Consider the following 25,738-nt stretch of genomic DNA (forward strand, 5'->3'; position numbering starts at 1 on the left):
AGCCGAAACAGGGTTCTTCCGCAGCGGCCCCTCCCTCCTCGCCCCGGACCGGCACGAGAAACGGCTCCCGGGCGGCGTGCGCCCAGGAGCCGGTTCTATGAGGTTCTCCCTCACCATCTGTACCAGCGTGACCTGCCTCCCGTGCCCGTCGTGCCGCGCATCAGGAAGCCGAGCAACCAGATGACGAGCACCGCGATCGCGATCCACCAGAGCACTTTCACGGCGAATCCGGCCCCGAAGAGAATCAGGACCAGCAGCAGGACCAAGAGAATCGGAACCATGGCCTCCACCTCCTGGGGGCTGAGTTCCCCGATTCCTCGTTCGCTACCGCGCCACCGAGACAGGGGCGGTAGCGCATGCCGTCTGACCAGCGGATAGGGGAAAAGCATGTTATGAAATGAATAGTTTGGATATGTCCCGTTCGGGGGAATTTATCCATAGTGCTTCGGACTGGAGGCACGTCCGCGGGAGCTGGTGAGCCAGACCTCGGTCCGTGTCCCGGCCGGGCCCGTTTGTGCGCCCTCCCACGGTCACTGTTTGCCGTGAGCACCCTCTGAGGGAGATGCGACGCAGCATGCCAATCACCGTCAGGACCAAGCAGCATCCTCACGACGACGCCCCCGACACGGCCGCAGCGTTCGAACGGCTCGCCGCCCTGCCCGAAGGGGCCGAGCGGCAAGCCCTGCGCGACGACCTGGTGCGGGACTGGCTGCCGATGGCGAACCGGATCGCCATGCGGTACCGGGGGAGGGGCGAGTCCACCGAGGATCTCGCCCAGGTGGCGGCCCTCGGCCTCGTCAAGGCGGTCGACCGCTACGACCCCGAGCGCGGCAACGCCTTCGAGAGCTACGCCATCCCGACCATCACCGGTGAGATCAAGCGCCACTTCCGCGATCACATGTGGGTTCTGCACGTACCGCGACGCGTCCAGGACCTGCGCAACCGGGTCCGCGCCGCCGCGAAGGAACTGTCGCAGACCATCCCGGGCCGCAGACCGACCGTCGCCGAGATCGCCGCGCACGCGCAGATGACCGAGGACGACGTACGGGCCGGATTCGAAGCCCTCGACAGCTTCACCGCCCTGTCCCTCGACGCCGAACTGCCCGGCAGCGACGACGGCTACGCACTCGGCGACGCCCTCGGTGAGTCCGACACCGGCTTCGATCTGGTCATCGACCGCGAGGCGGTGAAGCCCTGTATCGCCGCGCTTCCCGAGCGCGAGCGGACCATCCTCTATCTGCGCTTCTTCAGGGGCATGACCCAGGGGCGCATCGCGGAGCACCTGGGTATCTCGCAGATGCATGTCTCGCGACTGCTCAGCGGCTGCTGCGCCAAGGTGCGCGACGAGGCGCTCGCCGATCACGAGCACGACGACGAGTCCGACCCGGGGCGCGGTCGGGCGGCCGGGCCCCACGGACCCAGCCGCCCGTCGCGGGGTTCTCCCGAGCCGGGCGGCTGCGTGGCGAGCTCACTGCCGAACCCTCCCGGGAGCGGTTTGCCAGCGGACTGCCACTCACCGGAGTAACCAACAGGGCCTGAACAAAACACCCTTGTCACGGCGGTGGGTCGCCCTCCGGCCGCAGGGTGGGTCCGCGCTGGTCGAGTCTCTCCTCCAGGGCAGCCGGAGCAGCCAGGACGCCGGGCGGCGGACCGTCCCGCTGTCACCCAGGGTCACGAAACTTCACGGATTGCGAAGATCGCCGGTCGGGCGCAGGGTGGGAACGGCAGTCCAACCCTCGTACGAAGAAGGCGGAACACCATGAGCAAGGCGAAGAGCAAGGCGAAGCAGATGAAGGGCAAGATGAAGGAGGCCACCGGCAAGACCATGGACGACAGGTCCATGGAGGGCGAGGGCCGGGGTGAGCAGATGACGGGCAAGGCCGAGGAACTCAAGGACAGGGCCGCCGGCCAGATGAAGAAGTCCGGCCGGTAGAGCGCCGCTCCTCTCGCGCGTACGCCCCCGAACGGTCACCGGTTCCAGCCGCGACCGCCGGGGGCGTTCCCGCGTCCGCACGACGGGCGCCACCGGCCGTCACCTGCGAGGCGCCCGTGGCGGAAGAGGTGTGGAGAAGTGATCCATGGGCACTCGGCTGCTGAAAAGACGTGCCCGACCAGGCGTTCAGCGGCCGTGTGCACTCACCTCCCGCACCCGACACGGGCGCCCGGACGGAGGACTTCCCTCATGGCTTTTCTCGTCGACCCGACACGCCCACCCGGCCCCCTGGTGGCACCTCCGGGCGTCTACGCGCCGCAGGCCGACACCTTCCTTCTGGCCCGCGCTCTCTACCGTGAGGGCCCCGCCCCCGGCATGGACGTCCTCGACCTCGGGACCGGCACCGGAACCCTGGCGATCTGCGCCGCCCGAAAGGGCGCCCGCGTCACGGCGGTCGACATCGCCTGGCGGGCCGTGCTCACCGCCCGGCTCAACGCCCTGCGGTCGCGGCAGCGCCTCACGGTCCACCGCGGTGACCTCCTGGAACCGGTACGGGGACGGTCCTTCGACCTGATCATCAGCAATCCGCCGTACGTTCCCACGCCGCCGTCGGAGCCTGCGGTCGGCCGGGGCCGCGAGCGGGCCTGGAACGCCGGGCTCGACGGACGCGCGATCCTGGACCGCATCTGCGCCGACGTGCCGCGCGTCCTGCGGCCCGGTGGTGTCCTGCTCATCGCCCAGTCGGGGCTGAGCGGCACCGACGAGACCCTGGACCGGCTCGCCGCGTCGGGCCTGCGGGCCACGGTCGGCGACCGGGCGTACATCCCGTTCGGGCCCGTACTCCGCTCGCGTCTGCCGTGGCTCAGGGAGTCCGGCCGGATCGCGGCACGTGAGGAGAACGAGGAACTGGTGATCATCCGGGCCGAGCGGACCTGCTGAGCGCCGAACGGCCGCTCCGCCTCGCAGCGGTCCGAAAGGCTGCTCCGCCTCGCAGCGGCCTCCCGCTTACAGCGGCCTCTCGCGGACGACGTCCCGTGACGGTTTGTCGTAGCGCAGTCCGAGGAAGCGCGGGTGGCGGAGCATGCCGTCCCGCGTCCACTCCGTGAACGCGATCTGCGCGACCAGCACCGGCTCCGCCCAGTGGGCGCCCGCCTCGCGTACCCGGTCGGTGAACGGCGAGGCGGGCAGGCGGAGTTCGTCGAGGGCGCCGCGCAGCGCGAGGAGCGTACGGCGGTCGAATCCCGTACCCACCTTGCCCGCGTACCGAAGGCCCTCGCCCTCGTGGTGACCCAGCAGCAGGGCGCCGAACCCGGCGCGGCTGCCCCGCGGTTCGGTGTACCCGCCGATCACGAACTCCTGCTCCAGGGAACACTTCAGCTTGAGCCAGTCCGGTGAACGCCGGGGCAGATAAGGGCTGTCGGCGCGCTTGGCGATGAGCCCCTCCCAGCCCCGGGAACAGGCGTCGGCAAGGAGCTCGGCCCCTCCCTCGTTGCGGTGCGTCGTCAGGCGCAGCGGCGCGCGACAGGTCAGGGCGCGACGGAGCAGCGACTTGCGTGCGCGCAGCGGCAGCCGTGTCGTGTCCGCGCCCTCCAGTCTGAGCAGATCGAAGAGGCAGTACGTCACGGCGACCGTGCTCGCCTCGACGTCCCGGCGGCGGGTGAGCCCCATACGCTGCTGGAGACGGGCGAAGTCGGTGCGGCCGTGGGCGAACGCGACGATCTCCCCGTCCACGGTGAAGTCCGTGCAGGACTGGGCGGCGAGCGCGTCCACGATCTCCGGGTAGGTCTCGTCGAGGCGGTTGCCGGTGCGCGAGAGCAGACGGACTCGTCCCCCCTCACGTACCGCCAGTACGCGGACGCCGTCGAGTTTCCGCTCGAAGACCCAGTCGCCGGGGAAGTCGCGCCGATCGCTGAGAGTGGCGAGCATGGGCCGGGAGGCCAGCTCGACGCCGGGCGCCGCGTCACGGAGCAGCCGCGCCTGGTCCTCGGGCAGGGAACCCAGAAGGTCGGTCATCGCCGCTCACTCCTTCGTCCGGCCCCGGCCCCCTTCCTCCACGCATCGTCGCGCAGGCTCCGTGCGCCCGCGACCGGGCGGTCACCCCTGTGAGCCCGCCCCTGTGAGCCCGCGCGGCGGGTGGACGCGCCGATCACCGGCAACCCCTTCCTGCCCGGGAGGGCAGACCCGTCTTGCGGAGCGGGACAGTCATCGCCTTCATTCCATCGGTAACTCGACGATCTGATCCCATACTTGCAAGGTATAGAGACCGTTACGAATCACTTGAAACGATCTTTGTTTCTTTCATTGACGACGGAAAAGAATCAACCTAGGTTCCGGGCATGCGCTCGACTCCTCGCACCGAGGCGTTCCCGGCCCACACGCCGGCCGCTGCCCAGATTTTTACCACCGTCCTGTCCCACGGCCCCCTCACCCGGTCCGACATGGCCGGCCGGGCGGGGCTGTCGGCCGCCGCCGTCACCAAGGCGGTCCGGCCCCTGATCGAGGCCGGATACCTGGTGGAGGAGGCCGGGGACGAGGCGCGTCCCGCGCTGGGACGGCCCGCCAACTCCGTGCGGGTGGACGGCGGCCGGGCCCTGTTCATCGGTGTGAAGGTGACCGGCGACGAGATCATCGCCGTACTGACGGACCTGTGCTGCCGGATCCGGGTCGCCCGCCATGTACCTCTGCGGGACCGCGCACCGCAGCCCGTACTGACCGCCGTCGCCGACCTCGTCCAGGAACTCCTCGCGGAGGCCGACGGGTTCGGCGTCCAGGTGCAGGGGATCGGTGTCGCCGTCTCCGGCGACGTGGACCGCGCCGCGGGCGAGGTGCGTCTGTCGCCCTTCCTGGGGTGGCGCGATCTGCCCCTCGCCGAGCTGGTGGGGACGGTGACCGGCCTGCCGGTCACCGTCGACAACGACGTGCGGGCCCTGACCGTCGCCGAGCAGTGGTTCGGCGCGGGCGTCGGCCTGTCCGACTTCGCCGTGGTCACGGTGGGCGCGGGCATCGGCTGCGGGCTGGTCGTGCACGGCAAGGTCGTCTCGGGGGCCCACGGCGTGGCCGGGGAGATCGGGCACGTGGTCATCGACCCCGCGGGCCCGCCGTGCCACTGCGGGAACCGGGGCTGCGCGGAGGCGATCGCCGCCGACCCCGCGATCGTCGCCGCGGTACGCGACGCGACCGGCCTCCCGGTGGCCGACGCGGCGCAGGCCGTCGAACTGGCCCGCCGGGGCGACCCCGGCGCACGCGAGGTCTACGCACGGGCCGGGGACGCGATCGGCCGGGCCATCGCCACCGTGGCCAACCTCATGGGGCCCGAACGCGTGATCATCTCCGGTGAGGGCCTCGCGGCGTACGACCTGTTCGCCGAGCAGATCCGCGACGCCTTCGCCGCCTCCGCCTTCGGTACCGCAGCCCGCTGCGACCTGCTGACCCGGCCGTTGCTCTTCGACGAGTGGGCCCGCGGCGCCGCGGCCACCGCGATCCAGTCCTTCATCGGCGGCCCGCCCCACGGCTCGGGATGAGCCACCGCCTCTTACCGCGCGGCCGCACACGCCGTACACGCCGTACACCCCGAAGCGGTCGCCGAGCCGCACCCCGCACAGCCCGACCCCTCACAGGAGGTTCCGACCCATGCGGTCATCCTCGTACGCGCACACCGCCCCCGCCCGCCGTTTTCTGAGAGCCCTCCTCGTCCTGGCGCTGACCGCCGCGACGGCCGCCGCCCTCCCGTCGGCGCAGGCGGCCACGCCGACCCCGACCTCCACCCCGACCTCCACCCCGGCCGCCGGTACGCAGGCGCTCGCGGCCAAGCCGTACATGGGCTGGTCGAGTTGGAGCATGCAGTCCTCGAAGTACCCCGGGCTCAACCCCGACGGGGACTACAGCTACCTCACCGAGAAGAACGTCCTCAAGCAGGCGGACGCCCTGGCGGCCAAGCTCAAGCCGTTCGGCTACGAGTACGTCAACCTCGACGCGGGCTGGTGGATGGACCAGGCCTGGAAGCCCGGCTTCGACCGGTACGGCCGCCAGAAGGCGGACCCGGGACGCTTCCCGCGCGGGATGAAGCCCGTCGCCGACCACATCCACGGCAAGGGTCTCAAGGCGGGCATCTACCTGCCCGTCGGTCTGCAGAAGGAGGCGTACGGCGAGGGCAGGGTCCCGATCTGGAACGCCGGTGACTGCACGACCGCCGACATCGTCCACGACGACCTGCGTACCACCAACGGCTGGGACAGCGCCTACAAGCTCGACTTCTCCGACCCCTGCGCGCAGAAGTACGTCGACTCGCAGGCGCGACTCTTCGCCGACTGGGGCTACGACTTCCTGAAACTGGACGGCGTCGGACCGGGGTCCGGCAAGAACGGCGACCAGTACGACAACGTTGCCGACGTCGCCGCCTGGCAGCAGGCCATCGCCGCCACCGGCCGGCCCATCCACCTGGAGGTGTCCTGGTCGCTGGACATCGACCGGGTCGCCGACTGGAAGAAGTACTCCAACGGCTGGCGCATCGACACCGACGTCGAGTGCTACTGCAACACCCTCGTCAGCTGGGAGAACTCGGTCGACGACCGCTGGGACGACCTCCCCGGCTGGACCCGCCACGCGGGCCCCGGCGGCTGGAACGACCTGGACTCCCTGGACGTCGGCAACGGCCGGATGGACGGCCTCACCAAGGCGGAACGCCAGAGTTACGCGACCCTGTGGGCCATCGCCAAGTCCCCGCTCTACACCGGTGACGACCTGACCGCGCTGGACTCCTACGGGGTGTCGCTGCTGACCAACCGCGAGGTCATCGCCCTCAACCAGGGCGGCATGCCGCCGGCCCGGCCGATCACGCCCTCCGACCCGCAGCAGGTGTGGGCCGCCGAGAACACCGACGGCAGCTACACGGTGGCCCTCTTCAACCTCGCGGACAGGCCCGCCGCCGTCTCCGCCGACTGGGCCGCCCTCGGCTTCGCCGGCAAGGCCGCCGTACGGGACCTGTGGAACCGCGAGAACCTCGGCACCTACCAGGACAAGGTGACCCAGGCCCTGCCCGCCCACGGCTCCCGGCTGTTCACCGTGACCCCGCGCGGCACCGCGCTCACCACGACCGGCCACGAGGCCGAGGCCGCCGCCAACACGCTGGGCGGCAACGCCTCGGTGGCCGACTGCTCGGCCTGCTCGGGCGGCCACAAGGTCGGCAACCTCTACGTCGGCGGCTCGCTCCGCTTCAACGACGTCGTCGTGGCCAAGGCCGGTACATACCAGGTGCAGGTCGCCTATGTCAGCGGTGACCCCCGTTCCGTCGAGGTCTCCGCGAACGGCAACGGCTCGACGAGTCACAAGTTCCCCTCCACCGGGGACTGGGGGACCGCCGAGACCGTCAGCGTGCCCGTCCCGCTCAAGGCCGGCGTCAACACGATCACCTTCGACAGCGGCTCCGGGTACGCCCCGGACATCGACCGCATCGACGTACCGAAGTCCTCCTGACCAGTCCCGCCGCCAGTCCTCCCGCCCCGTCGTCCTGACCGCCGTTCTCTTCCCCCTGGAGCCGCACCATGGACAAGAGCCGCCCCGCCGAGCCCAGCAGACGAAGACTCCTCTCCCTCACCGCCGCGACCGGCGTCGCCACCGCCCTCGGCGGCCTGCCCGCCTTCACCGCGACCGCCGCACCGCGGCGGCCCACCGATTCGGCTCCCCTGAAGGGGAGTTCGCGCGACCGGCTGTGGTGGCGGGCGCCCGCCGACGAGCACTCGATGATCGAGCAGGGCCTGCCCGTCGGCAACGGCCGACTCGGCGCCCTGGCGAGCAACGACCCCGGCCGTGAGCTGCTGCTCGTCACCGACGCCACGATGTGGACCGGCGGACTCAACGACACCCTCGACTCCGACGGCCAGTTCCCCTACGACCGCGAGAACTTCGGCTCCTTCACTCTGCTCGCCCGTCTCACCGTCGACATCCCGGACCACGACCTGTCCGCCGTCTCCGGCTACCGCCGCACCCTGGACCTGGCACAAGGCGTGGTCACCACGTCGTACGTCCGCTCCGAAGTCACGTACGAGCGGCAGGTCTTCGCCAGCCGCCCCGACGACGCGATCGTCCTGCACCTCACCCAGAGCGGCGGCGGCCGGTACACCGGCAGCATCGCCCTGGACGGGACGCACGGAGAGACCGTCCAGGGCACCTCCTTCGGCGCCGCCTTCCCGAACGGGCTGCGCTACGGGGCGGCCGTGCAGGCGTACGGGACCGGTGGCAGCGTCCGGGTGAAGGGCTCGCTGATCGAGTTCACCGGGTGCAAGGACCTCACCGTGGTGGTGAGCGGCGGTACGAACTACGCGCCGGACGCCTCCGCCCACTACCGCGATCCGTCCCTCCGCCCGGAGAAGCTGGCCCGCACCAAGGTCGCCGCCGCGGCGGCCCACCCGGCGGCAACGCTCCTGCGCACCCATGTGGCCGACCACCGGGCCCTGTTCGAGCAGATGGACCTCTCGCTCGGCACCTCGTCCGCCGAGCAGCGCTCCCTGGACACCTGGGAGCGGATCAGGGCGCGCGCCAGGGACGACGTGCCCGATCCCGAACTGGAGGCCTCCTACGTGCAGTTCGGCCGCTATCTGATGATCTCCGGATCCCGTGGCAGTCTCCCGCTGAACCTCCAGGGGCTGTGGCTGGACGGCAACGACCCGGACTGGATGGGCGACTACCACACCGACATCAACATCCAGATGAACTACTGGATGGCCGACCGGGCGGGCCTGTCCCAGAGCTTCGACGCGCTCACCGACTACTGCCTCACCCAGTTCCCGTCCTGGAAGAAGCTCACCCGCGACCTCTTCGACGACCCGCGCAACCGCTACCGCAACTCCACCGGGAAGGTCGCCGGCTGGGCCGTCGCCTTCTCCACCAACATCCATGGCGGCAACGGCTGGTGGTGGCATCCGGCGGGCAACGCCTGGCTGTGCGCGAGCCTGTGGGAGCACTACGAGTTCACCCGGTCGCGCTCCCACCTGTCGAGGATCTACCCGCTCCTGAAGAGCGCCTGCGAGTTCTGGGAGGCGCGGCTGATCTCCACGACACTCCCCGGTACCTCGAAGGAAGTGCTCGTCGACGACCGCGACTGGTCGCCCGAGCACGGTCCGCAGGACGCCGAGGGCATCACCTACGCGCAGGAACTGGTGTGGGCCCTCTTCGACAACTACCGCACCGCAGCGAAGGAGTTGAAGAAGGACACCGTCTACGCGAAGACGATCGGCGGCCTCCAGGAGCGGCTGTATCTGCCGAAGGTGAGTCCGACGACGGGCTGGCTGGAGGAGTGGATGTCGCCCGACAACCTCGGCGAGACCACCCACCGGCACCTGTCCCCGCTCATCGGGCTCTTCCCCGGCGACCGCATTCGCCCCGACGGCTCCACCCCGCCCGAGATAGTCAAGGGTGCGACGGCCCTGCTGACCGCGCGCGGCATGGAGAGCTTCGGCTGGGCGAACGCCTGGCGCAGCCTGTGCTGGGCCCGGCTCAAGAACGCGGAGAACGCCTATCAGCTGGTCGTCAACAACCTCCGTCCCTCGATCGACGGCGGCAACGGTTCCGCGCCGAACCTCTTCGACATCTACGAGGTCGAGAAGGGCCGCGGCATCTTCCAGATCGACGGCAACTTCGGCACCCCCGCGGCGATGATCGAGATGCTCCTGTACTCCCGCCCGGGGCACCTGGAACTGCTGCCGGCCCTGCCCGACGCATGGGCGGAGTCCGGTTCCGTCACGGGAGTCGGCGCCCGGGGAGGCTTCGTCGTCGATCTGCGCTGGCGCGACGGCAGACCGACCGAGGCGCACATCCGCAGTGTCGGCGGCCGGACGACCACGGTCGCGTACGGCCGCTCGTCCCGCACGGTGACGCTGAAACCCGGCGCCTCCGTCACGCTGAGGGACTTCGCCCGATGAGGGCCGGCCTCTCCCGGGCGGGCCGCGTGGCCCGTCTCATGGTTCCGGTGGCGCTGTTGCTGGGCGCCGCCGTCGTCCAGGCCGCTCCCGCGACAGCCGCCCCGGCCGCCGCCGCCCGGCACGACGTGGTCACCTGGGGGGCGAGCGCGGACCGGGTCGGGGACGCCGTCGCCGACCGCAGCTACCGCCTGATCGTGCGCACCAGCGTGGCCGGGGACAACCTGCGAGTCCGGCTCTCCAACGCCTTCGGGGACCGGCCGCTGACCTTCGACAGCGCCTACGCCGGCCTCCGGCAGGCGGGTGCGGAACTGGTCCCGGGCACCAACAGGCGGCTGACGTTCGGCGGCACCCGCTCCGTCACCATCCCGGCGGGGGCCACCGCGTACAGCGACCCGCTGCCCGGCAGGCTGCCCGCCGCGGCCGACCTCGTCGTCAGCGTGCACACGCGGACGGCGGGCGGCCCGGCGACCGGTCACGGCATGGCGATGCAGACGTCGTACGCCGCCACCGGCGACCACACGGGGGAGGGCGGGGCGGCCAACTGGACCGAACGCACCGGCTCCTGGTTCTACCTCGACGCGGTCACCGTTCGCACGAGCGCCGCCGTCGGCGCGGTCGTCGCGCTCGGGGACTCCATCACGGACGGCTGGCAGTCCAGCGGCGACCTGAACCGCCGCTGGCCCGACTATCTCGCCCGGCGCCTGGAAGCAACCAACGGTCCCGTCAAGGGAGTTGTCAACGAGGGGATCTCCGGGAACAAGGTCCTGGCGGACGGCGCGGGACAGAGCGCCCTCAACCGGCTGGACCGTGACGTGCTGTCCCACCCGGGCGTCCGTACGGTGTTCCTCTTCGAGGGTGTCAACGACATCAAGGCGCACACCGGCGTCACGGGCGCCGACCTCATAGCGGGCTACCGCGAGATCGTCGCCCGCGCCCATGCGGCAGGGAAGTGCGTCGTCGGCGCCACCGTCGCGCCCTTCAAGGGCTGGTCCGAGTGGGACGCCGCCGCCGAGTCCGTACGGCAGGAGGTCAACCGGTTCATCAGGAGCAGCGGGGAGTTCGACGCCGTCACCGACTTCGACCGCATCCTCCGCAGCCCCTACGACCACGAGCGCATCCTGCCCGTCTTCGACGGCGGCGACCGCCTGCATCCCAACGACAAGGGCATGCAGGCGATGGCCGACTCGGTCGACCTCGACAGCCTGCGCTGCGACCGGACGTCCACGGTGGACGTCCCTTGACGTGAACCTCGGCTGGTGCTGTGAACGCGACTTGGTTCAGGCCAAGTTGACCAGGTCGCGTCCGGGCCGTGGACACCGCTGGGGCGGGAGTTCAGGATGTGCCTCACCTGGATTTCACATGGAGAGGAGTCGTTCACATGGATAGACGTCAGCTGCTGGTCGGCGGTGCCGCTCTCCCGGTCTCCGCCGCTCTGGTTCCCGCGTCCGCGTCCGCCGCCGAAGCTCCCGCCCCTCTCGCGCCACCCCTCGCGCCGTCCCTCCCGTCCCGAGCCGCGATCACCAGGGACCTGCGCCGGGTCGCCGACCACTGGATCGGTGCCCACACGGACCCCGGCGACAACGGCTGGGCCAACGCCACGTTCTTCAGCGGCCTGCTCGCCCTGCATCGTCTGACCGGCAGCGCCCGCTACCTCGCGTACGCGCGCGGCTGGGCCGAGAAGCACGCGTACGGGCTGCGCGGCGGAGTGACGACCCGGCACGCCGACAACCACAACGCCGGACAGGCCTATCTCGACCTCTACGAGATCGAGCCGGAGGCGCAGAAACTCGCCGCGATCGAGGAGTCCCTGCACCGCATGGTGTACACGGACCAGCCGGCGAAGAACGACGACTGGTGGTGGGACGACGCCCTCCACATGGCCATGCCGCCCTTCGCCCGCATCGGCGCCCTGCGCAAGGACCCCCAGTACTGGGAGAAGGTGTACGCCCTCCACCACCACACCAAGCGCGTCGAGGGCGGTCCCGGACTCCACGACCCGGCCACCGGCCTCTGGTACCGCGACAAGCGTTTCCTGCCCGGCGGGATCCTGTCCCCCTCCGGCAGGCCCGTGGTCTGGTCGCGCGGCAACGGCTGGGTGGCGGCCGGACACGTCAAGACCCTCAAGGCCCTGCCGGGCAGCGAGCGGCACACCGGCGAGTACCGGGAGACCCTGGCACGGCTGGTCTCCGCCCTGGCCGCGGTGCAGCGCACGGACGGGTTCTGGAACGTCAACCTCGCCGACGCCGCGCATCTGCCGGGACCCGAGACGAGCGGCACGTCCTTCTTCGTCCACGGCACGGCCTACGCGATCCGCTCCCGCCTCGTGGACCGGGCCGCGTTCCTGCCGGTGGTGGCGCGGGCCTGGCAGGGCCTGATCACCACGGCCGTCCACCCCGACGGATTCCTCGGCCACGTCCAGAACGTGGGCGACCGCCCGGAGTCCAGCCAGCCTGTCACCTACGACACCACCTCGGACTTCGGCGTCGGCGCGTTCCTGCTGGCCGGCACCGAACTCGCCCTCCTGGCAGGCTGACGGGAACCGCCCGGCAGGCCCTGGGTAGCGTGGGCACCTCGACCGACGCTACGGAGGCCACATCACATGACCCGCCCGATCACCGTGGGAGCAGACGGTACCGCCGAATCCCTGGCCGCCGTGCACTGGGCGGCCAGGGAAGCGGTCCGCCGGGACCTTCCGCTGCGCATCGTGCACGCCCGGCCGAAGGCCGACAGCGGCGAGCGGACCGCGGACGCCCAGGAGGCGGACGTCCGGGAGGCACTGACGCGGACCGCGGGCGACGTCACCGGACACCACCCCGGTCTGACGGTGACCACCGACCTCGTCGACGGCGTCCCGGTCCAGGCGCTCCTCGTCGCCGGCGCCGAGGCCGAGACACTGGTGCTCGGCTCACGCGGCCACGGCGCGATCGTCGGCTTCCTGCTCGGTTCCGTCGGACAGCAGGTCATCGCCGAGTCGACACGGCCGGTCGTCCTCGTACGCGCCACCGACCGGCCGGAGTCGGAGGCCGCGGGCCGCGAGGTCGTCGTGGGTCAGCAGGGCGGCCCCGACGACAGCGCCGCCGCGCTGGGATTCGCCTTCGAGGCGGCGGTGGCACGCGGCGCCGACCTGCGCGTCGTGCGCGCCTGGGCACTGCCCACCGTCTTCACCTACAGCCCCGGCTCGCTGGCACTCGCCGACGAGGCCGGCGGCCTGGAACAGTACGAGAAGAAGGCCCTCGCACAAGCGCTGCGGCCGTGGCTGGAACGGTTCCCCGACGTGAAGGTGGTCCAGCACATCGAGATGGGCAGCGCGGGCGAGGTACTGCTCTCGGCGGCGGCCCGGGCCCAGCTGACGGTGGTCGGCCGGCGGGCGCACCGCTCGGCCGTGGGCTCACGGATCGGTTCGGTGGCCCACGCGGTCGTCCATCACGCGCCCTCGCCGGTGGCGGTCGTCCCGCCGGCCTGAGCGTCCGCCCCGCCGCCGCCCGCCGCGGGCGACAGCGTGTCCCGCATCCCGGGCAGGATGTTCGTGACGTAGTCCCGGACGACCGTGTCCAGGTCGATGTCGTGCTGCGCCCGCTCGGACAGGTACCAGCGGTGTTCGAGCAGCTCGTGGTAGAGCTCGGCGGGGTCCATGGAGCCGCGCAGGTCCAGCGGTATGGCCCGCACGGTGGGCCGGAAGACGTCCCGGACCCACCGGTGGGCCAGCACTTCCGGCCGGGCGGCCAGGGGATCGCCCGGTGCGTAGTCGTCCTGGGTGGCCATCCAGCTCTCCAGGTCGTTCAGCAGCCGCCGGGCCTGGTTCTCCTCGGTGTCGAGCCCCGTCAGCCGCAGCAGCTGGCGCTGATGGTGGCCGGCGTCGACGACCTTCGGTACGAACGTGACGGTGTCGCCGTTCGAGGAGTGCGCGATCTGCATCTCGGCGACGTCGAAGCCGAGTTCGTTCAGGCGCCGGATCCGGCGGTCGATGTAGTGGTGCTTGCCCGCCGGGTACACGGACGTGCGGGTCAGCTCCTGCCACAGCCCGTTGTACCGCTTGCAGATCTCCATGCCGAACTCGATCGGGTCCACCGACGGATGCAGCGCGCCCGAGGCCTCCAGGTCGAGCAGCTCCCCGCTGATGTTGACACGTGCCAGATCGAGGTCGTACTCCCGCTGCCCCGGGCTCAGTTGCGGATGCACCTCGCCGGTCTCGGCGTCGACGAGATACGCGGCGTACGCCCCGGCGTCCCGGCGGAACAGCGTGTTGGACAGCGAGCAGTCGCCCCAGGCGAACCCCGCGAGATGCAGCCGGACCAGCAGCACGGCCAGCGCGTCCATGAGGCGGTGCATGGTGGCGGGCCGCATGGTCGTCTCGAACATCGACCGGTAGGGCATCGAGCCGCCCAAATGCCGGGTGATGAGCACGGACTCCAGCGGATCGCCCGCCTCGTCGGTGCGGCCCGTGACCACGGCGAGCGGATCCACCGACGGGATGTTCAGCCGGTCCAGGCCGCGCAGCAGCTCGTACTCGCGCAGCGCGGGCCGTTCGGCGAGTTCCTTGACCGCCACGATCTCCGCACCGGCGCGCGCGTACCGCACCACGTGCCGCGAGATGCCGCGCGGCAGCGGCACCAGATGGTGCTCGGGCCACTCCTCCAGGGGCAGCTGCCACGGCAGGTCGAGCAGGAGCGCGGGATGCTCCGGGTTGGTGGCGCTGATCCGCAATGCCATCGCTCGCTTGCCCTGCCTCTTGGTCGGCCGTCATGTCGCAGGAGCATCTCCGCATCTGGACGGCCTCTTCGTCAACACGACGGTCCGATTTGTCGGCAGGTGGGAGAGCCGCGGCCGTCCCGCGAACCGGGCCGCGGGCGGCTTCCCGGCCCGGGGCGCGGGACGTGATGTGCAGCACGTCGGGAGGGTGCCCGTGACGTCTGGGGCGAAGGTTTCGGCTGGGCACGGCTTGATCGATGATCAAGTGGGGTGAAATCCCTGGCCAACGCCCATTCCGCGCATTTGACACCCCGTCGCCCGCCCAGATAGGAAGCAGCCCTCTGAGGTCGAGAGGTGGACTGTGTACGAGCCGAATGTGGTCGGTGACTGGCAGGAGTACGACGACGGGCATGCCGGCCTGCGCGTTCGCGTTCATGGTCTGGAGAAGGCCGGGCCGCCGCGGGGGCGTGACGACGCGGCCGAGGGCCTGGTCTACTTCCGCTTCCGGGTGACCGTCGAGAACCGTACGACCGTGCACTTCGGCATCCATCTGGAAGACGGCCAACTCGACGTCCGGGTCGGGACCGACGGCGAGAGCGCGTTCCTGGACTGGCGCAACTCCCAGTTCATCGAGGGCTTCGACGTCTACCCGCTGCGCCGGGTCACCTCCGTCCTGTACGCCGCCGCGCCGGAGAGCTGCCTCTCCCTGGTGGACATCCAGGTGCAGTTGAAGGTCGACGACGAGTGGACGGAGCGGTACCTGTGGTCGGGCGGCATCGGCCCGCAGGAGTCCTCCGTGGGAGTGGGCGCCCGCGCCGACTCCGCGCAGGACAGCCTCGCCGCCCAGGTGATCAGTTACCTGGAGAGGGAAGCGGGGCCCGGGCCGGCCTCCTGAGCCCTCCGGCCGGTCCCGGCTCGTGGGTGTTCAAGCGGTCGGGCCGCCGTCCAGGGCCTCGGCGGCCTCCGCGGAGACGGCCTCGGCGACGGCGGCCAGCGCCGGGAAGTCGAGTTTCCACTGCTGCCAGAACAGCGGAACGTCGATCTGCCGGTCCGCCGCGAGCCGCACGAGCCGCCCCGCGGCGAGCAGCGGCGCCGCCTGCACCTCGGGGACCATGCCCCAGCCCATCCCGGCGGCGACGGCCTCGACGAAGCCCTCGGAGGTCGGCACCAGATGCCGCACCGCACTCGCGCCACGGGGCCCGTGGGCACCTCGTGGCCCGCGCGAGCCGCGTACGAAGGCGTCCTGGATGTCGTCCCGCCGGTCGAAGGTCACCACGGGCGCGTCGGCGAACGCGTCCCGCGGCGCGGCGCCCGGCCGGCCTGCGAACCAGCGCGCGGCGAAGGCGGGGCCGGCCACCGGGACGTACCGCATACGTCCCAGACCGCGGACGGAACAGCCCGTCACCGCGTCCGGCGACGAGGTGACGGCCGCCATCACGAGGCCCTCCCTCAGCAGCGCGGCCGTGTGGTCCTGGTCCTCGCGGCGCAGTTCGTAGCAGACGGACAGCCCTTCGGGCACGCGGGAGAGCGCGGGCAGGAACCAGGTCGCCAGCGAGTCGGCGTTCACCGCGATCGAGAGCCGGGCCGGTTCCTCGGTGCCGGACATGCCCAGTTCGGCGCGCGTGTCGCGCTCCAGCCGGGCCAGCTGCCGGGCGAAGCGCACGACGGCCTCACCGGACTCGGTCGGCCGGACCGGCTTCGTACGCATCAACAGCACACGCCCCGTGCGCTGTTCGAGGGCCTTCACCCGCTGGCTCACCGCGGACGGCGTCACATGGAGCACGGCGGCGGCCGCGTCGAAGGTGCCCTCGTCCACCACCGTCAGCAGGGTCCGCACCTGGTCCAGGGGAAGGTCTGTCATCACAAACGCTAAGGATACGTAAGAATCTTTAGCTGTACTTTTCCTCGGTCGGCTTCCTAGCGTGGACGGTGTGAACAGCGCTCTGACCGCCACGGCCGCCGGGTTCGGCACCGGCCTCTCCCTGATCGTCGCCATCGGCGCCCAGAACGCCTTCGTTCTGCGCCAGGGCGTCCGCCGGGACGCGGTACTCGCCGTGGTGGCCATCTGCGCCCTCTCCGACGCGGCGCTCATCACGCTGGGTGTCGGCGGTGTCGGCGCGGCGGTGGTCGCCTGGCCGTCGGTGCTCACCGCGGTAGGGCTGATCGGCGGCCTCTTCCTGATCGGGTACGGCTGCCTCGCCGCGCGCCGGGTCCTGAAACCCTCGGCGCTGACCTTGGAGGCGGGAGCGGCGGGAGCGGCGGGAACGTCAGGGGCGGCGGGCGGCGCGGGGGCGGGAGGATCGCGCCGCCGGGCCGTCCTCACCTGTCTGGCGATGACCTGGCTGAACCCGCACGTCTACCTGGACACCGTGTTCCTGCTCGGCTCCATCGCGGCCGACCGCGGCCCCTGGCGCTGGACCTTCGGCCTCGGTGCGGTGATCGCCAGCCTGGTCTGGTTCGCGGCCCTCGGCTTCGGCGCCAGGCTGCTCAGCCCTCTGCTGGCCCGGCCGTCGGCGTGGCGGGTACTGGACGCCCTGATCGCCGCGACGATGATCGTGCTCGGTGCCACACTGATCGCCGGGGTGTGAGGGGGCGGGTCGCCGACGGCCGCCCCGCGCCCGCGGGGCGCCCCGGTCGCTGCGGTCACCCCGGTCGCCCCGGTGCACGACGGCGACGGCCAGCAGTCCGAGTCCGAGTCCCGCCGCCGTCTGCGCGCCGAAGGGTTCACCGAACATCAGCGCGCCCCACACGGCCGTGACGGGGGCCATCAGGAACATGAGCGTGTTGACCTCGGTGACCCCGGAGCGCCGCAGGATCAGCCAGTACAGCCCGTACCCGCCGAACGTGGAGAGCGTCACGAGCCACACCACCGCGGTCCAGAAGGAACCGTCCGCAGGGGGCGTCAGCCCTCCACCGAGCGCGGCCAGTGCTGTGAACACGACGGCGCTGGTGACGGCGTGCACCGTCATCGACACCATCGGACCGACGTCCGAGCGGGACCTCCGGTCCAGGAACGTCGCCCCGACCAGACTGAGCATGCCGAGGAACGGCACGAGGTACGCCCACCACTCGACGCCCGTCGCGGCGCCCGCGTCGGCCGTGGTGACGACGGCGACCCCGGCCACGCCCATCCCGAGCCCGAGCCACTGCGTACGGGACACCGCCACGCCCAGCAGCGGCCCGGCCAGCGCACCGGCCACCAGCGGCTGCGTACCGTCGACGAGGGCGGTCGTCCCGCTGGAGACACCCAGCTCTATCGCGTAGTACACCGTCAGCAGGTAGCCGCTCTGCGAGAGCAGTCCGACGCAGGCCTGCCGGAGCAGGTCACGGGGTCCGAGGCCGCGCCAGGAGGACCGGGCGGCGGTCAGGGCCACGACGCCGAGGACGAGGGCCAGCGGCAGGAAGCGCCACATGAGGAGCGTGACCGCCGAGGCGCTGCCCGACCCGAGTTTGGCCCCGATGAAGCCGGAGCTCCAGGCACCCACGAACGCGATCGACAGAAGGATGTTCACGGCCTTGCGCACCTCCAAGAGTATACCGATCTGTTTACACGTTTCGGTCGAGTATACAGAACGGTCTACAATGGAGGGATGAGCAGCACGGACACGCCCCGCCGAGTACCGATGACCCCCGCCGGCCGCCGCGCCCTGGTCGCGGCCGGGCGACTGTTCTACAAGCGGGGGATCCACGCCGTCGGCGTCGATCTGATCGCCGCCGAGGCCGGTGTCACGAAGAAGACGCTCTACGACCGGTTCGGCTCCAAGGAGCAGATCGTCGTCGAGTACCTCGCCGACCGCGACGAGCGCTGGCGCGCCCGCCTCGCCGCCCGCCTCGACACCTGCGAGTCGCCGGCGGACAGTGTGCTGGCCGTCTTCGAGGTGTCCCGCGAGTGGATGGACGCGAACAGCCCCAGGGGCTGCAGCATGGTCAACGCCCACGCGGAGATCGACGACCCGTCCCACCCGGCGTACGCGATCATCACCGGCCAGAAGCTGTGGATGCTCGGACTGTTCACCGATCTCGTACGCCCGCTGGCGCCCGACTCGGCCGACTCGCTGGGCCGGAGCCTGATGCTGCTCCACGAGGGCGCGCTCGTCGCCTTCGGCCTGGGCATCTTCCCCGGGGCGCTGGAGCACGCCCGGGAGCAGGCGGCGCTCCTCCTGACCCGCTGACCGGAAACCCGCTGGTGGGATGCCCGCTGACCGGTCGGCCTGTCCACGGACCGACCCACCGCGCGAGGATCGCTCCGCATCGGCGATAGTGAACCTCTGATCGAAAGATGTATCTAGCAATCAGAGCGGGCAAGGCCATCAGGATGGGTGTGGACACCAGCAGGAGCAGTGCGGACGACAGCGCGGAGCGGCGGATCGAGGACACCGCGCCCGCGGTCGCGGCCGACCCGAGGAATCCGGCGGACGGCAGCGGACCGGCGAACGGGCCGAGGAGCGGGTGGCGCCGCTGGGCCATGGACACCCGGCCGCTGCGCCGGCCCGCGTACCGCCGCCTGTGGTCCTCCACCATCGTCACCGCCGTGGGCAGCCAGCTCACCGCCGTCGCCGTACCCAAGCAGATCTACGACATCACCGGATCCTCGGCCTGGGTCGGCTACGCGAGCTTCGCCGGACTGCTGCCCCTTGTCGTCTTCGCGCTCTGGGGCGGCGCGATCGCGGACACCGTGGACCGGCGCAAGCTCCTCCTCGTCACCAACACCGGAATAGCCGTCACCTCCCTGCTCTTCTGGATCCAGGCCGTCACCGGACTCGGCTCGGTGGCCGTCCTCATGGTGCTGCTCGCCCTCCAGCAGGCGTTCTTCGGCCTCAACTCCCCGGCCCGGCAGGCCTCCATAGCCCGGCTCGTACCGAAGGAGGAGCTGGCCGCGGCGAACGCGCTCGGTTCGACCGTCATGCAGACCGGCCTGGTCGCGGGACCGTTGCTGGCCGGAGCGCTCATACCCGTCGTGGGCCTCGCCGAGCTCTACCTGATCGACGCCGTGGCCCTGTGCGCCACGGTGTGGGCCGTCTACCGGCTGCCCGCGCTGCCGCCCCTGGCCACCGCCACGGCCGCGGCCGGCCGGGCGGGGCTGAAGGGCATCGCGGAGGGCTTCCGCTACATCTCCCTCAACCAGGTGCTGCTGCTGTCCTTCCTCGCCGACATCATCGCGATGGTGTTCGGCATGCCGCGCGCGCTCTTCCCGCAGCTCGCCTCGCAGACGTACGCGCCGTACGGCGAGGGCCTCGCGCTCGGACTGCTCTTCGCGGCGGTCCCCATCGGCGCGGTGGTCGGCGGACTCATGTCGGGCACCTTCTCGCGGGCACGCCGGCACGGCCTCATGGTCATCGTCTCGGTGGTCGCGTGGGGAGTGGCCATCACCGGCTTCGGGCTGAGCGCCAACCTCTGGGTGGCCGTGGCGTTCCTCGCCGCCGCGGGAGTCGCCGACATGGTCTCCATGGTCTTCCGCGGCGCCATCCTCCTCTCGGCGGTCACCGACGAACTCCGCGGCCGGATGCAAGGCGTCTTCACGGTCGTCGTGGCGGGCGGCCCGCGACTGGCCGACGTGCTGCACGGCACAGCCGGGTCGGCGCTGGGCGCTCGTACGGCCGTCGCGGGCGGCGGCCTGCTGGTCGTCGTCTCCATGCTGCTGCTGGCGGCGACCATGCCCGCGCTGCGCCGCTACAGCGCGAGCACCTGAGCCACCGCCGACGAATTACGTCGCTTCCGTGCGCGTACCGAACTAGCCTCGCCTGTCATGAACACCTTGCGGACGATCCATGACGTGCCCGTCTTCCTGTGCGCCGCCGAAGGCGAGCCCATCGGCAGCGAACGGGACGCCCTGGACGTCATCGGCGAGGCCTCCTACCAGGGGGCGCGGTGGGCCGTCGTCCCCGCCGAGCGGCTGGACGAGACGTTCTTCCGGCTCAGCACGCGTGTCGCCGGGGACATCGTCCAGAAGTTCGCGAACTACCGCCTCGGGCTCGTCGTTGTCGGCGACATCTCCCGCCATACGGCCGACAGTTCCGCGCTGCGCGACTTCGTGCGGGAGTGCAACCGCGGGCGGCAGACGTGGTTCGTCGCCGATGCGGACGAGCTGGACGAGCGGTTGCGCGGCTGAAGGCGGGAGCCTCCAGCGCCGCAGGCCCCAGGCCCCAGCGCCCCGGGCCCCCGGGCCTCTCCACTCTCAGCTTCTCCGCCCTCAGCCCCCGCAGCCCCCTGAGTCCTCAGTCCTCGATGCTCGACGCGGCCTGTGCGATCAGTTCCTGGAGGTACAGGCCGCGGCGGGCGTCCAGTTCGCCGGACACCCCCGTGCGCACCGCCGAGGCGAAGGCCTGGCGCAGCACCGGCCAGCACTCGTCGTGGTCGAGGTCCGCGTTGTCGTACACGAGCCCGGGGCGCGGGCCGAAGAGCTCGACCCGCATGATCCCGGGCTGCACGGCGACCGACCCGGACAGCGAGGCCTGACTGACCGCACCGCTCTCGTGCTCGCAGGTCAACTCCACCCACCGACGCGGATCCCCCGCGCCCCGGACTCGTACGATCGGCCCCATCGAGGCGTCCAGCAGGTCCAGGATGTGGGGCCCGAGATCCAGCAGCGCGCCGTGCTCAAGACGCCAGGGGGTCGCGAAGTCGCCTCCGAGGAAGGCCCCGCTCAGACAGGCCGAACGGGCGCCCGCCACCTCGATGTCCCGCGCGGCCCGCAGGAACTCCTGCGCGACGGGGTGATAGCGGTTGGTCAGGACCACCTGCGAGACGACCCCGGCCTCGTCGATCGCGTCGACGAGCCGCCGCGCGGACGGCACGTCAAGGCCGATCGGCTTCTCCAGCAGCAGGGCCTTGCCCGCCCTGGCCGCACGCCCGGCGAGGTCCGCCTGAATGTCCGGCGGCACCGCGAAGGCCACCGCCTCGCACCGGTCGAGCAGCTCCTCGAAACGTGCCACCGCGACGGCCCCGTACGGCTCGGCGGTCTCCTGTGCCGCCTCGGGGCGGCGCGCCCACACCGCCGTCAGCTCCGTCTCGGGTCCGGCGGCGAGCAGGGGCGCGTGCACTCCGCGCGCCCATGGGCCGGCGCCGACCAGGCCGACCTTGACGGGGGAGTGGGGCCAGGGGGAGGCGTTGTCGGCCACGGGGGTCCAATCTGCGCGGGATCTTTGCCGGGAAGCGGCGACCGTAGCAACGAACAGAGTGGGCGGGACGTGCCCCGGTGGGCCTTGAGGGTTCGTCTGCGGCCCGGTGGGGATGGTCGCGCAGTTCCCCGCGCCCCTCAAAAGATTGCGCCGTTCCCCGCGCCCCTGGGAGTGGGGGGCGGGGGCGGAGCCCCTGAGCAGGGTGGGCCTACGCCGGCCGCAGCCACACCGTCGCCAGCGGCGGCAGGGTGAGCCGCACGCTCGCCGCCCACCCCTGGCACCCCTCCCCGTCGGCCCGCACCGCACTGTCCTGGGTGACGTCACCGCCGCCGAAGCACAGCGCGTCGGTGTTCAGGACCTCCCGCCACGCGGGCACATCGTCCGGCACCCCGAGCCGGTACTCGTGCCGTACCACGGGCGAGAAGTTGGAGACCGCCAGCAGGGGCGCCCCGTCCGCCCCGAAACGCAGGAACGCGAAGACGTTGTCCTCCGCCGCGCCCCCGGCGACCCACGCGAACCCGGCGGGATCGGTGTCCCGCTCCCAGAGAGCGCCGGCCGCCCGGTACTGACGGTTCAGCTCGCGGACGAGATCACGCACCCCCCGGTGGTCGGCCTCCGCGCCGTACGCGGGATCCAGCAGCCCCCAGTCGGGACCGTGCGCCTCGGACCATTCCGCGCCCTGGGCGAACTCCTGTCCCATGAAGAGGAGCTGCTTGCCGGGGTGGGCCCACATGAAGCCCAGGTAGGCGCGGTGGGTGGCGCGCCGCTGCCACCAGTCGCCGGGCATCTTCGACACCAGGGCCTGCTTGCCGTGGACGACCTCGTCGTGGGAGATGGGCAGGACGTAGTTCTCGCTGTACGCGTACACCATCGAGAAGGTCATCTCGTCGTGGTGGTACTTGCGGTGCACGGGCTCGTGCTTGATGTACTCCAGCGAGTCGTGCATCCAGCCCATGTTCCACTTCAGCCCGAAACCGAGACCGCCGTCGGTGGTGGGCCGGGTCACGCCGTTCCAGGCGGTCGACTCCTCGGCGATGGTCACGATCCCCGGCACCCGCCGGTACAGCGTCGCGTTCATCTCCTGGAGGAACGCCATCGCGTCGAGGTCCTCCCGGCCGCCGAAGACGTTCGGCGTCCACTGGCCGGAGTCGCGGGAGTAGTCGAGGTAGAGCATGGAGGCGACCGCGTCGACGCGCAGCCCGTCGATATGGAACTCCTCGCACCAGTACACGGCGTTGGCGACGAGGAAGTTGCGCACCTCCACGCGGCCGTAGTCGAACTCGTACGTGCCCCAGTCCGGGTGCTCGGCCCGCCGGTCGTCCCCGGGCTCGTAGAGCGGCTCCCCGTCGAAGCGGCCCAGCGCCCAGTCGTCCTTCGGGAAGTGCGCGGGCACCCAGTCCATGATCACGCCGATGCCGGCCCGGTGCAGCGCGTCGACGAGGTACCTGAAGTCGTCGGGAGTGCCCAGCCGGGACGTGGGGGCGTAGAAGCCGGTGACCTGGTAGCCCCAGGAGCCGCCGAAGGGGTGTTCGGCGACCGGCATCAGCTCGACATGGGTGAAACCGAGGTCGTTGACGTACGCGGGCAGCTCGTCCGCCAGTTGACGGTACGTCAGGCCCGGTCGCCAGGACGCGAGATGGACCTCGTACACGGAGAACGGCGCCTCGTGCACCGGCGTGTCACCGCGGTGGGCCAGCCACTGCGCGTCGTTCCACTCGTAGTGCGAGGCCGTGACGACGGACGCCGTGTCGGGCGGTACCTCGGCGCGGCGGGCCATCGGGTCCGCCTTGAGGAACCGGTCGCCGTGCCGGGACGTGATCTCGAACTTGTACCGCGCGCCCTCGCCGACACCGGGCAGGAACAGCTCCCACACCCCGGCCGCGCCGAGCGAGCGCATCGGGAACTGCGTACCGTCCCAGAAGGTGAAGTCCCCGGCGACCCGTACGCCGCGGGCGTTCGGCGCCCACACCGTGAAGCGGGTGCCCGCCACACCCTGGTGCTCCATCGGTTCGGCCCCGAGCGCCCGCCACAGCTGCTCGTGCCGGCCCTGGCGGACGAGGTGCAGATCCAGCTCCCCGAGCGCGGGCAGGAAGCGGTACGGATCCTCCACCTCCAGCTCGACACCGCCCGCGTATCCGACGACCAGCGTGTACTCGGGAACCGCGTCGAGCGGCAGCACACCGGAGAAGAGGCCACCGCCCTCGCTGTCCAGCAGCATCCGCAGCCCGTCCGGCAGCGCCACCGCCACGGACTCGGCGAACGGCCGCAGCGCACGGACGACGACACCCTCCGGCACCGGATGCGCCCCGAGCAGCGCGTGCGGATCGTGGTGGGTCCCCGACAGCAGCCGCTCCCGGTCCGTCACCTCCATCGAGGACACCGGCGGTCGCCCGCCGGGTCCCCCCGGCCCCGGTTCGCAGGGACCGGCCTCGACGGGCCGGACATCCTCCGACGGCGGCGGGGTCAGGGGTACGGAGATATCGCGGGCTGCCACGGTTTTCAGCCTCCTTGGGCGCTGTGGAAAGAGTGGAAGGAAGGAACCGGCGTGTGCGGACCGCCGGGCGGGGCCGGGGCGTGCTCGGCGAGCCGGGCGATCGCCGCCATCGGCACGGGCAGCCAGTCGGGCCGGTGCCGTGCCTCGTACAGGGCCTCGTACACGGCCCGGTCCGTCTCGTGCGCCCGCAGCAACTCGCGCTGCGCACGCGGGTCCCACCGTGCCTGTACTGCGTATCCCGCGCAGTAGGCGTCACGGCAGCGACGCGCCCACTCGGGACGCCACGGGTGGCGGCTGCGGGCGGCGTAGTCGAAGGACCGCAGCATGCCCGCGACGTCGCGGACGGGGGACTGCGGCTGCCGGCGTTCGGCGATGGGGCGGGCCGGTTCGCCCTCGAAGTCGATGACGGACCAGCGCTCCCCGGCCCACAGCACCTGACCGAGGTGCAGATCGCCGTGGATCCGCTGCACCGGACGGCCCGAGTCGAGGGCGGCCAGCTCGTCGAAGGCGCCCCGCAGACCGTCCACATGGGGAAGCAGCTCCGGCACCGAACGGCTCGTCGTGTCCAGGCGCTCGATCATCGCGGCCGCGAGCCTCCTGTTCCCGTCCGCGGTGGGCGCGCCGAGGGCGAACGCCGCGGCCAGCGCGAGATGCACCTCGGCGGTCGCGCGCCCCAGTTCGTACGCCTCCTCCCGGAAGTCCCGTCCCGCGGTGAGCGATTCGAGCGCCAGGGTCCATCCGTCGACGGCGTCCGGCAAGAACGGCTGGAGCACACCGAGTGTCGCCGGCTGCGGCTCCGAGGTACGGAACCAGGCCACGGGGGCCGGTACCCGGGTGCACCCCTGGCGGGCCAGGGCCCAGGGCACCTCCAGGTCCGGATTGATGCCGGGCCGGACCCGCCGGAAAATCTTGAGAATGTAGGCGTTCCCGTACACCAGGCTGGTGTTGGACTGCTCGGCGTCGAGGAGACGCGGTGTCAGGCCGGCCGGGACGGCCACCTTCGCGTCACGCTCGAACCGCAACGGGCCCGCCGTTCCCGGTGTGCGCAGCCGCTCCAGGAGCAGGTCCGCCGACCGCGGTTCCTGCAGGGCGTCGTACACCGTCAGGCCCGCCAGCGGCCCCTGGCTCGCGCGCCCGATACGGGCGTGGGCCAGCCGGGGAGGCAGGACGTCCCCGACACCGAGGAGCAACTGGTAGCAGTCCCCGGGCCGGGACGGGGAGGCGCCGTCCCCGGTGCTGACCAGGAGGTGCAGGCACGCCGGATGCAGCTCGGTCACCGAGAGCAGGGAGAGGTCTGTGACCCGCCGGCCCTTGCCCGCGAACCACCGTTGCTCGGGCAGCCACGCCTGGAGCAGGTCGGCGAGCGATGTCAGCAGGTGGGCCGGACTGTGGCCGCTGGGGCGGGGTGCTACGACCTTGCGCATGTCGACCCGTCCTTTCAGGAGCACACCGTCAATCGGCGTTTGGTGGTGATCGGGGTGGCGTCCTTGTGCAGGCGGAACCAGTAGAAGCCGTGGCCGGCGAGGGTGAGGAGGTAGGGGAGTTCGCCGATGGCGGGGAAGCGGACGCCGCCGATGAGTTCGACGGG

At 71.4% G+C, this 25,738-nt stretch carries 21 protein-coding genes and 2 pseudogenes; 14 read left to right on the top strand and 9 right to left on the bottom strand.

Translation table 11 applies throughout. The annotated features are described in order from the left end of the window. Positions 1–110 precede the first annotated feature (110 nt). A complete protein-coding gene (locus ACH4DZ_RS29105; RefSeq protein WP_398290339.1) occupies positions 111–281 on the bottom strand; it encodes a hydrophobic protein in 171 nt (56 codons plus the stop codon). Positions 282–574: 293 nt separating this feature from the next. On the opposite strand from ACH4DZ_RS29105, the pseudogene ACH4DZ_RS29110 reads away from it, so the two are divergent. The 3 genes and pseudogenes from ACH4DZ_RS29110 to ACH4DZ_RS29120 all read left to right on the top strand — a co-directional run. Further along, positions 575–1,360: pseudogene (locus ACH4DZ_RS29110) on the top strand (RNA polymerase sigma factor SigF); the annotation flags it as partial. A 399-nt stretch (positions 1,361–1,759) separates the two neighbouring features. Continuing rightward, positions 1,760–1,933, top strand: a complete 174-nt coding sequence (locus tag ACH4DZ_RS29115) for a CsbD family protein (RefSeq protein WP_398290340.1) — start codon at positions 1,760–1,762, stop codon at positions 1,931–1,933. Positions 1,934–2,182: 249 nt separating this feature from the next. Beyond that, complete coding sequence (locus ACH4DZ_RS29120; RefSeq protein ID WP_398290341.1) at positions 2,183–2,872, top strand: HemK2/MTQ2 family protein methyltransferase; 690 nt, start codon at positions 2,183–2,185, stop codon at positions 2,870–2,872. A gap of 66 nt (positions 2,873–2,938) precedes the next feature. On the opposite strand, the gene ligD is transcribed toward ACH4DZ_RS29120, so the two are convergent. Next, entirely contained in the window at positions 2,939–3,946 is a 1,008-nt protein-coding gene (gene ligD / locus ACH4DZ_RS29125; protein ID WP_398290343.1) for a non-homologous end-joining DNA ligase, read from the bottom strand. 323 nt (positions 3,947–4,269) lie between these two features. Here ligD and ACH4DZ_RS29130 point away from each other — a divergent pair, with 323 nt between their 5' ends. The 6 genes from ACH4DZ_RS29130 to ACH4DZ_RS29155 all read left to right on the top strand — a co-directional run bounded on the left by ACH4DZ_RS29130 (position 4,270) and on the right by ACH4DZ_RS29155 (position 13,312). After that, positions 4,270–5,454: an ROK family protein gene (locus tag ACH4DZ_RS29130; protein ID WP_398290344.1), complete on the top strand. Its 1,185-nt coding sequence runs from the start codon at positions 4,270–4,272 to the stop codon at positions 5,452–5,454. Between the two features lie 109 nt (positions 5,455–5,563). Next, a complete protein-coding gene (locus ACH4DZ_RS29135) occupies positions 5,564–7,405 on the top strand; it encodes an alpha-galactosidase D (RefSeq protein WP_398290346.1) in 1,842 nt (613 codons plus the stop codon). Positions 7,406–7,473: 68 nt separating this feature from the next. Continuing rightward, positions 7,474–9,849, top strand: coding sequence for a glycosyl hydrolase family 95 catalytic domain-containing protein (locus tag ACH4DZ_RS29140; RefSeq protein WP_398290347.1), 2,376 nt, complete (start codon positions 7,474–7,476; stop codon positions 9,847–9,849). Next, positions 9,846–11,090: an SGNH/GDSL hydrolase family protein gene (locus tag ACH4DZ_RS29145; protein ID WP_398290348.1), complete on the top strand. Its 1,245-nt coding sequence runs from the start codon at positions 9,846–9,848 to the stop codon at positions 11,088–11,090. The genes ACH4DZ_RS29140 and ACH4DZ_RS29145 overlap by 4 nt, the downstream gene beginning before the upstream one ends. Positions 11,091–11,227: 137 nt before the next feature. Continuing rightward, positions 11,228–12,382 carry a glycoside hydrolase family 88 protein gene (locus ACH4DZ_RS29150; RefSeq protein ID WP_398290349.1) on the top strand — a complete coding sequence of 385 codons (1,155 nt, stop codon included), beginning with the start codon at positions 11,228–11,230 and terminating at the stop codon, positions 12,380–12,382. A 66-nt stretch (positions 12,383–12,448) separates the two neighbouring features. Continuing rightward, on the top strand, positions 12,449–13,312 hold the full coding sequence (locus ACH4DZ_RS29155; protein ID WP_398290351.1) for a universal stress protein: 864 nt from the start codon (positions 12,449–12,451) through the stop codon (positions 13,310–13,312). Here ACH4DZ_RS29155 and ACH4DZ_RS29160 read toward each other — a convergent pair. Next, positions 13,273–14,559: a DUF4032 domain-containing protein gene (locus ACH4DZ_RS29160; RefSeq protein WP_398290352.1), complete on the bottom strand. Its 1,287-nt coding sequence runs from the start codon at positions 14,557–14,559 to the stop codon at positions 13,273–13,275. The two genes, ACH4DZ_RS29155 and ACH4DZ_RS29160, sit on opposite strands and share 40 nt — an antisense overlap. Positions 14,560–14,899: 340 nt before the next feature. On the opposite strand from ACH4DZ_RS29160, the gene ACH4DZ_RS29165 reads away from it, so the two are divergent. After that, positions 14,900–15,433, top strand: coding sequence for a hypothetical protein (locus ACH4DZ_RS29165; protein ID WP_398290353.1), 534 nt, complete (start codon positions 14,900–14,902; stop codon positions 15,431–15,433). A gap of 30 nt (positions 15,434–15,463) precedes the next feature. Here ACH4DZ_RS29165 and ACH4DZ_RS29170 read toward each other — a convergent pair whose 3' ends face one another. After that, on the bottom strand, positions 15,464–16,399 hold the full coding sequence (locus tag ACH4DZ_RS29170; RefSeq protein ID WP_398290354.1) for a LysR family transcriptional regulator ArgP: 936 nt from the start codon (positions 16,397–16,399) through the stop codon (positions 15,464–15,466). Positions 16,400–16,469: 70 nt separating this feature from the next. On the opposite strand from ACH4DZ_RS29170, the gene ACH4DZ_RS29175 reads away from it, so the two are divergent. Beyond that, the gene (locus ACH4DZ_RS29175; RefSeq protein WP_398290356.1) at positions 16,470–17,126 is read left to right on the top strand and encodes a LysE/ArgO family amino acid transporter; all 657 of its coding nucleotides are present in this window, start codon (positions 16,470–16,472) and stop codon (positions 17,124–17,126) included. Between the two features lie 21 nt (positions 17,127–17,147). Here ACH4DZ_RS29175 and ACH4DZ_RS29180 read toward each other — a convergent pair. Then, a pseudogene (locus ACH4DZ_RS29180) lies at positions 17,148–18,050 on the bottom strand (DMT family transporter); the annotation flags it as partial. A gap of 78 nt (positions 18,051–18,128) precedes the next feature. Here ACH4DZ_RS29180 and ACH4DZ_RS29185 point away from each other — a divergent pair. The 3 genes from ACH4DZ_RS29185 (at position 18,129) to ACH4DZ_RS29195 (ending at position 20,647) form a co-directional block, all read left to right on the top strand. Then, positions 18,129–18,710, top strand: coding sequence for a TetR/AcrR family transcriptional regulator (locus ACH4DZ_RS29185; protein ID WP_398290357.1), 582 nt, complete (start codon positions 18,129–18,131; stop codon positions 18,708–18,710). Positions 18,711–18,853: 143 nt separating this feature from the next. Further along, the gene (locus tag ACH4DZ_RS29190; protein ID WP_398290374.1) at positions 18,854–20,227 is read left to right on the top strand and encodes an MFS transporter; all 1,374 of its coding nucleotides are present in this window, start codon (positions 18,854–18,856) and stop codon (positions 20,225–20,227) included. Positions 20,228–20,284: 57 nt separating this feature from the next. Next, positions 20,285–20,647, top strand: coding sequence for a DUF4180 domain-containing protein (locus ACH4DZ_RS29195; RefSeq protein WP_398290358.1), 363 nt, complete (start codon positions 20,285–20,287; stop codon positions 20,645–20,647). A 106-nt stretch (positions 20,648–20,753) separates the two neighbouring features. Here the strand turns inward: ACH4DZ_RS29195 and ACH4DZ_RS29200 are convergent, their stop codons facing one another. The 4 genes from ACH4DZ_RS29200 to ACH4DZ_RS29215 all read right to left on the bottom strand — a co-directional run. Further along, positions 20,754–21,656 carry a Gfo/Idh/MocA family protein gene (locus tag ACH4DZ_RS29200; protein WP_398290359.1) on the bottom strand — a complete coding sequence of 301 codons (903 nt, stop codon included), beginning with the start codon at positions 21,654–21,656 and terminating at the stop codon, positions 20,754–20,756. A gap of 208 nt (positions 21,657–21,864) precedes the next feature. Then, positions 21,865–24,027: a 1,4-alpha-glucan branching enzyme gene (gene glgB / locus ACH4DZ_RS29205; protein ID WP_398290375.1), complete on the bottom strand. Its 2,163-nt coding sequence runs from the start codon at positions 24,025–24,027 to the stop codon at positions 21,865–21,867. 128 nt (positions 24,028–24,155) lie between these two features. Continuing rightward, positions 24,156–25,574, bottom strand: a complete 1,419-nt coding sequence (locus ACH4DZ_RS29210) for a maltokinase (protein ID WP_398290360.1) — start codon at positions 25,572–25,574, stop codon at positions 24,156–24,158. Positions 25,575–25,588: 14 nt separating this feature from the next. Continuing rightward, positions 25,589–25,738 (bottom strand): alpha-glucosidase C-terminal domain-containing protein (locus ACH4DZ_RS29215; protein ID WP_398290376.1); only part of this gene is annotated, 150 nt, incomplete at its 5' end.

It is taken from the genome of Streptomyces sp. NPDC017991, from assembly GCF_044328075.1.
Lineage (GTDB): Bacteria > Actinomycetota > Actinomycetes > Streptomycetales > Streptomycetaceae > Streptomyces.

Bases quoted from the DNA above. Each gene is read 5' to 3' on its own strand.
- ACH4DZ_RS29160 (WP_398290352.1), bottom strand. From the start codon at position 14,559: ATGGCATTGCGGATCAGCGCCACCAACCCGGAGCATCCCGCGCTCCTG.
- ACH4DZ_RS29185 (WP_398290357.1), top strand. From the start codon at position 18,129: ATGAGCAGCACGGACACGCCCCGCCGAGTACCGATGACCCCCGCCGGC.
- ACH4DZ_RS29130 (WP_398290344.1), top strand. From the start codon at position 4,270: ATGCGCTCGACTCCTCGCACCGAGGCGTTCCCGGCCCACACGCCGGCC.
- ACH4DZ_RS29135 (WP_398290346.1), top strand. From the start codon at position 5,564: ATGCGGTCATCCTCGTACGCGCACACCGCCCCCGCCCGCCGTTTTCTG.
- ACH4DZ_RS29195 (WP_398290358.1), top strand. From the start codon at position 20,285: ATGAACACCTTGCGGACGATCCATGACGTGCCCGTCTTCCTGTGCGCC.
- ACH4DZ_RS29140 (WP_398290347.1), top strand. From the start codon at position 7,474: ATGGACAAGAGCCGCCCCGCCGAGCCCAGCAGACGAAGACTCCTCTCC.
- ACH4DZ_RS29115 (WP_398290340.1), top strand. From the start codon at position 1,760: ATGAGCAAGGCGAAGAGCAAGGCGAAGCAGATGAAGGGCAAGATGAAG.
- glgB (WP_398290375.1), bottom strand. From the start codon at position 24,027: ATGGAGGTGACGGACCGGGAGCGGCTGCTGTCGGGGACCCACCACGAT.
- ACH4DZ_RS29105 (WP_398290339.1), bottom strand. From the start codon at position 281: ATGGTTCCGATTCTCTTGGTCCTGCTGCTGGTCCTGATTCTCTTCGGG.
- ACH4DZ_RS29190 (WP_398290374.1), top strand. From the start codon at position 18,854: ATGGGTGTGGACACCAGCAGGAGCAGTGCGGACGACAGCGCGGAGCGG.
- ligD (WP_398290343.1), bottom strand. From the start codon at position 3,946: ATGACCGACCTTCTGGGTTCCCTGCCCGAGGACCAGGCGCGGCTGCTC.
- ACH4DZ_RS29145 (WP_398290348.1), top strand. From the start codon at position 9,846: ATGAGGGCCGGCCTCTCCCGGGCGGGCCGCGTGGCCCGTCTCATGGTT.
- ACH4DZ_RS29150 (WP_398290349.1), top strand. From the start codon at position 11,228: ATGGATAGACGTCAGCTGCTGGTCGGCGGTGCCGCTCTCCCGGTCTCC.
- ACH4DZ_RS29155 (WP_398290351.1), top strand. From the start codon at position 12,449: ATGACCCGCCCGATCACCGTGGGAGCAGACGGTACCGCCGAATCCCTG.
- ACH4DZ_RS29170 (WP_398290354.1), bottom strand. From the start codon at position 16,399: ATGACAGACCTTCCCCTGGACCAGGTGCGGACCCTGCTGACGGTGGTG.
- ACH4DZ_RS29210 (WP_398290360.1), bottom strand. From the start codon at position 25,574: ATGCGCAAGGTCGTAGCACCCCGCCCCAGCGGCCACAGTCCGGCCCAC.
- ACH4DZ_RS29120 (WP_398290341.1), top strand. From the start codon at position 2,183: ATGGCTTTTCTCGTCGACCCGACACGCCCACCCGGCCCCCTGGTGGCA.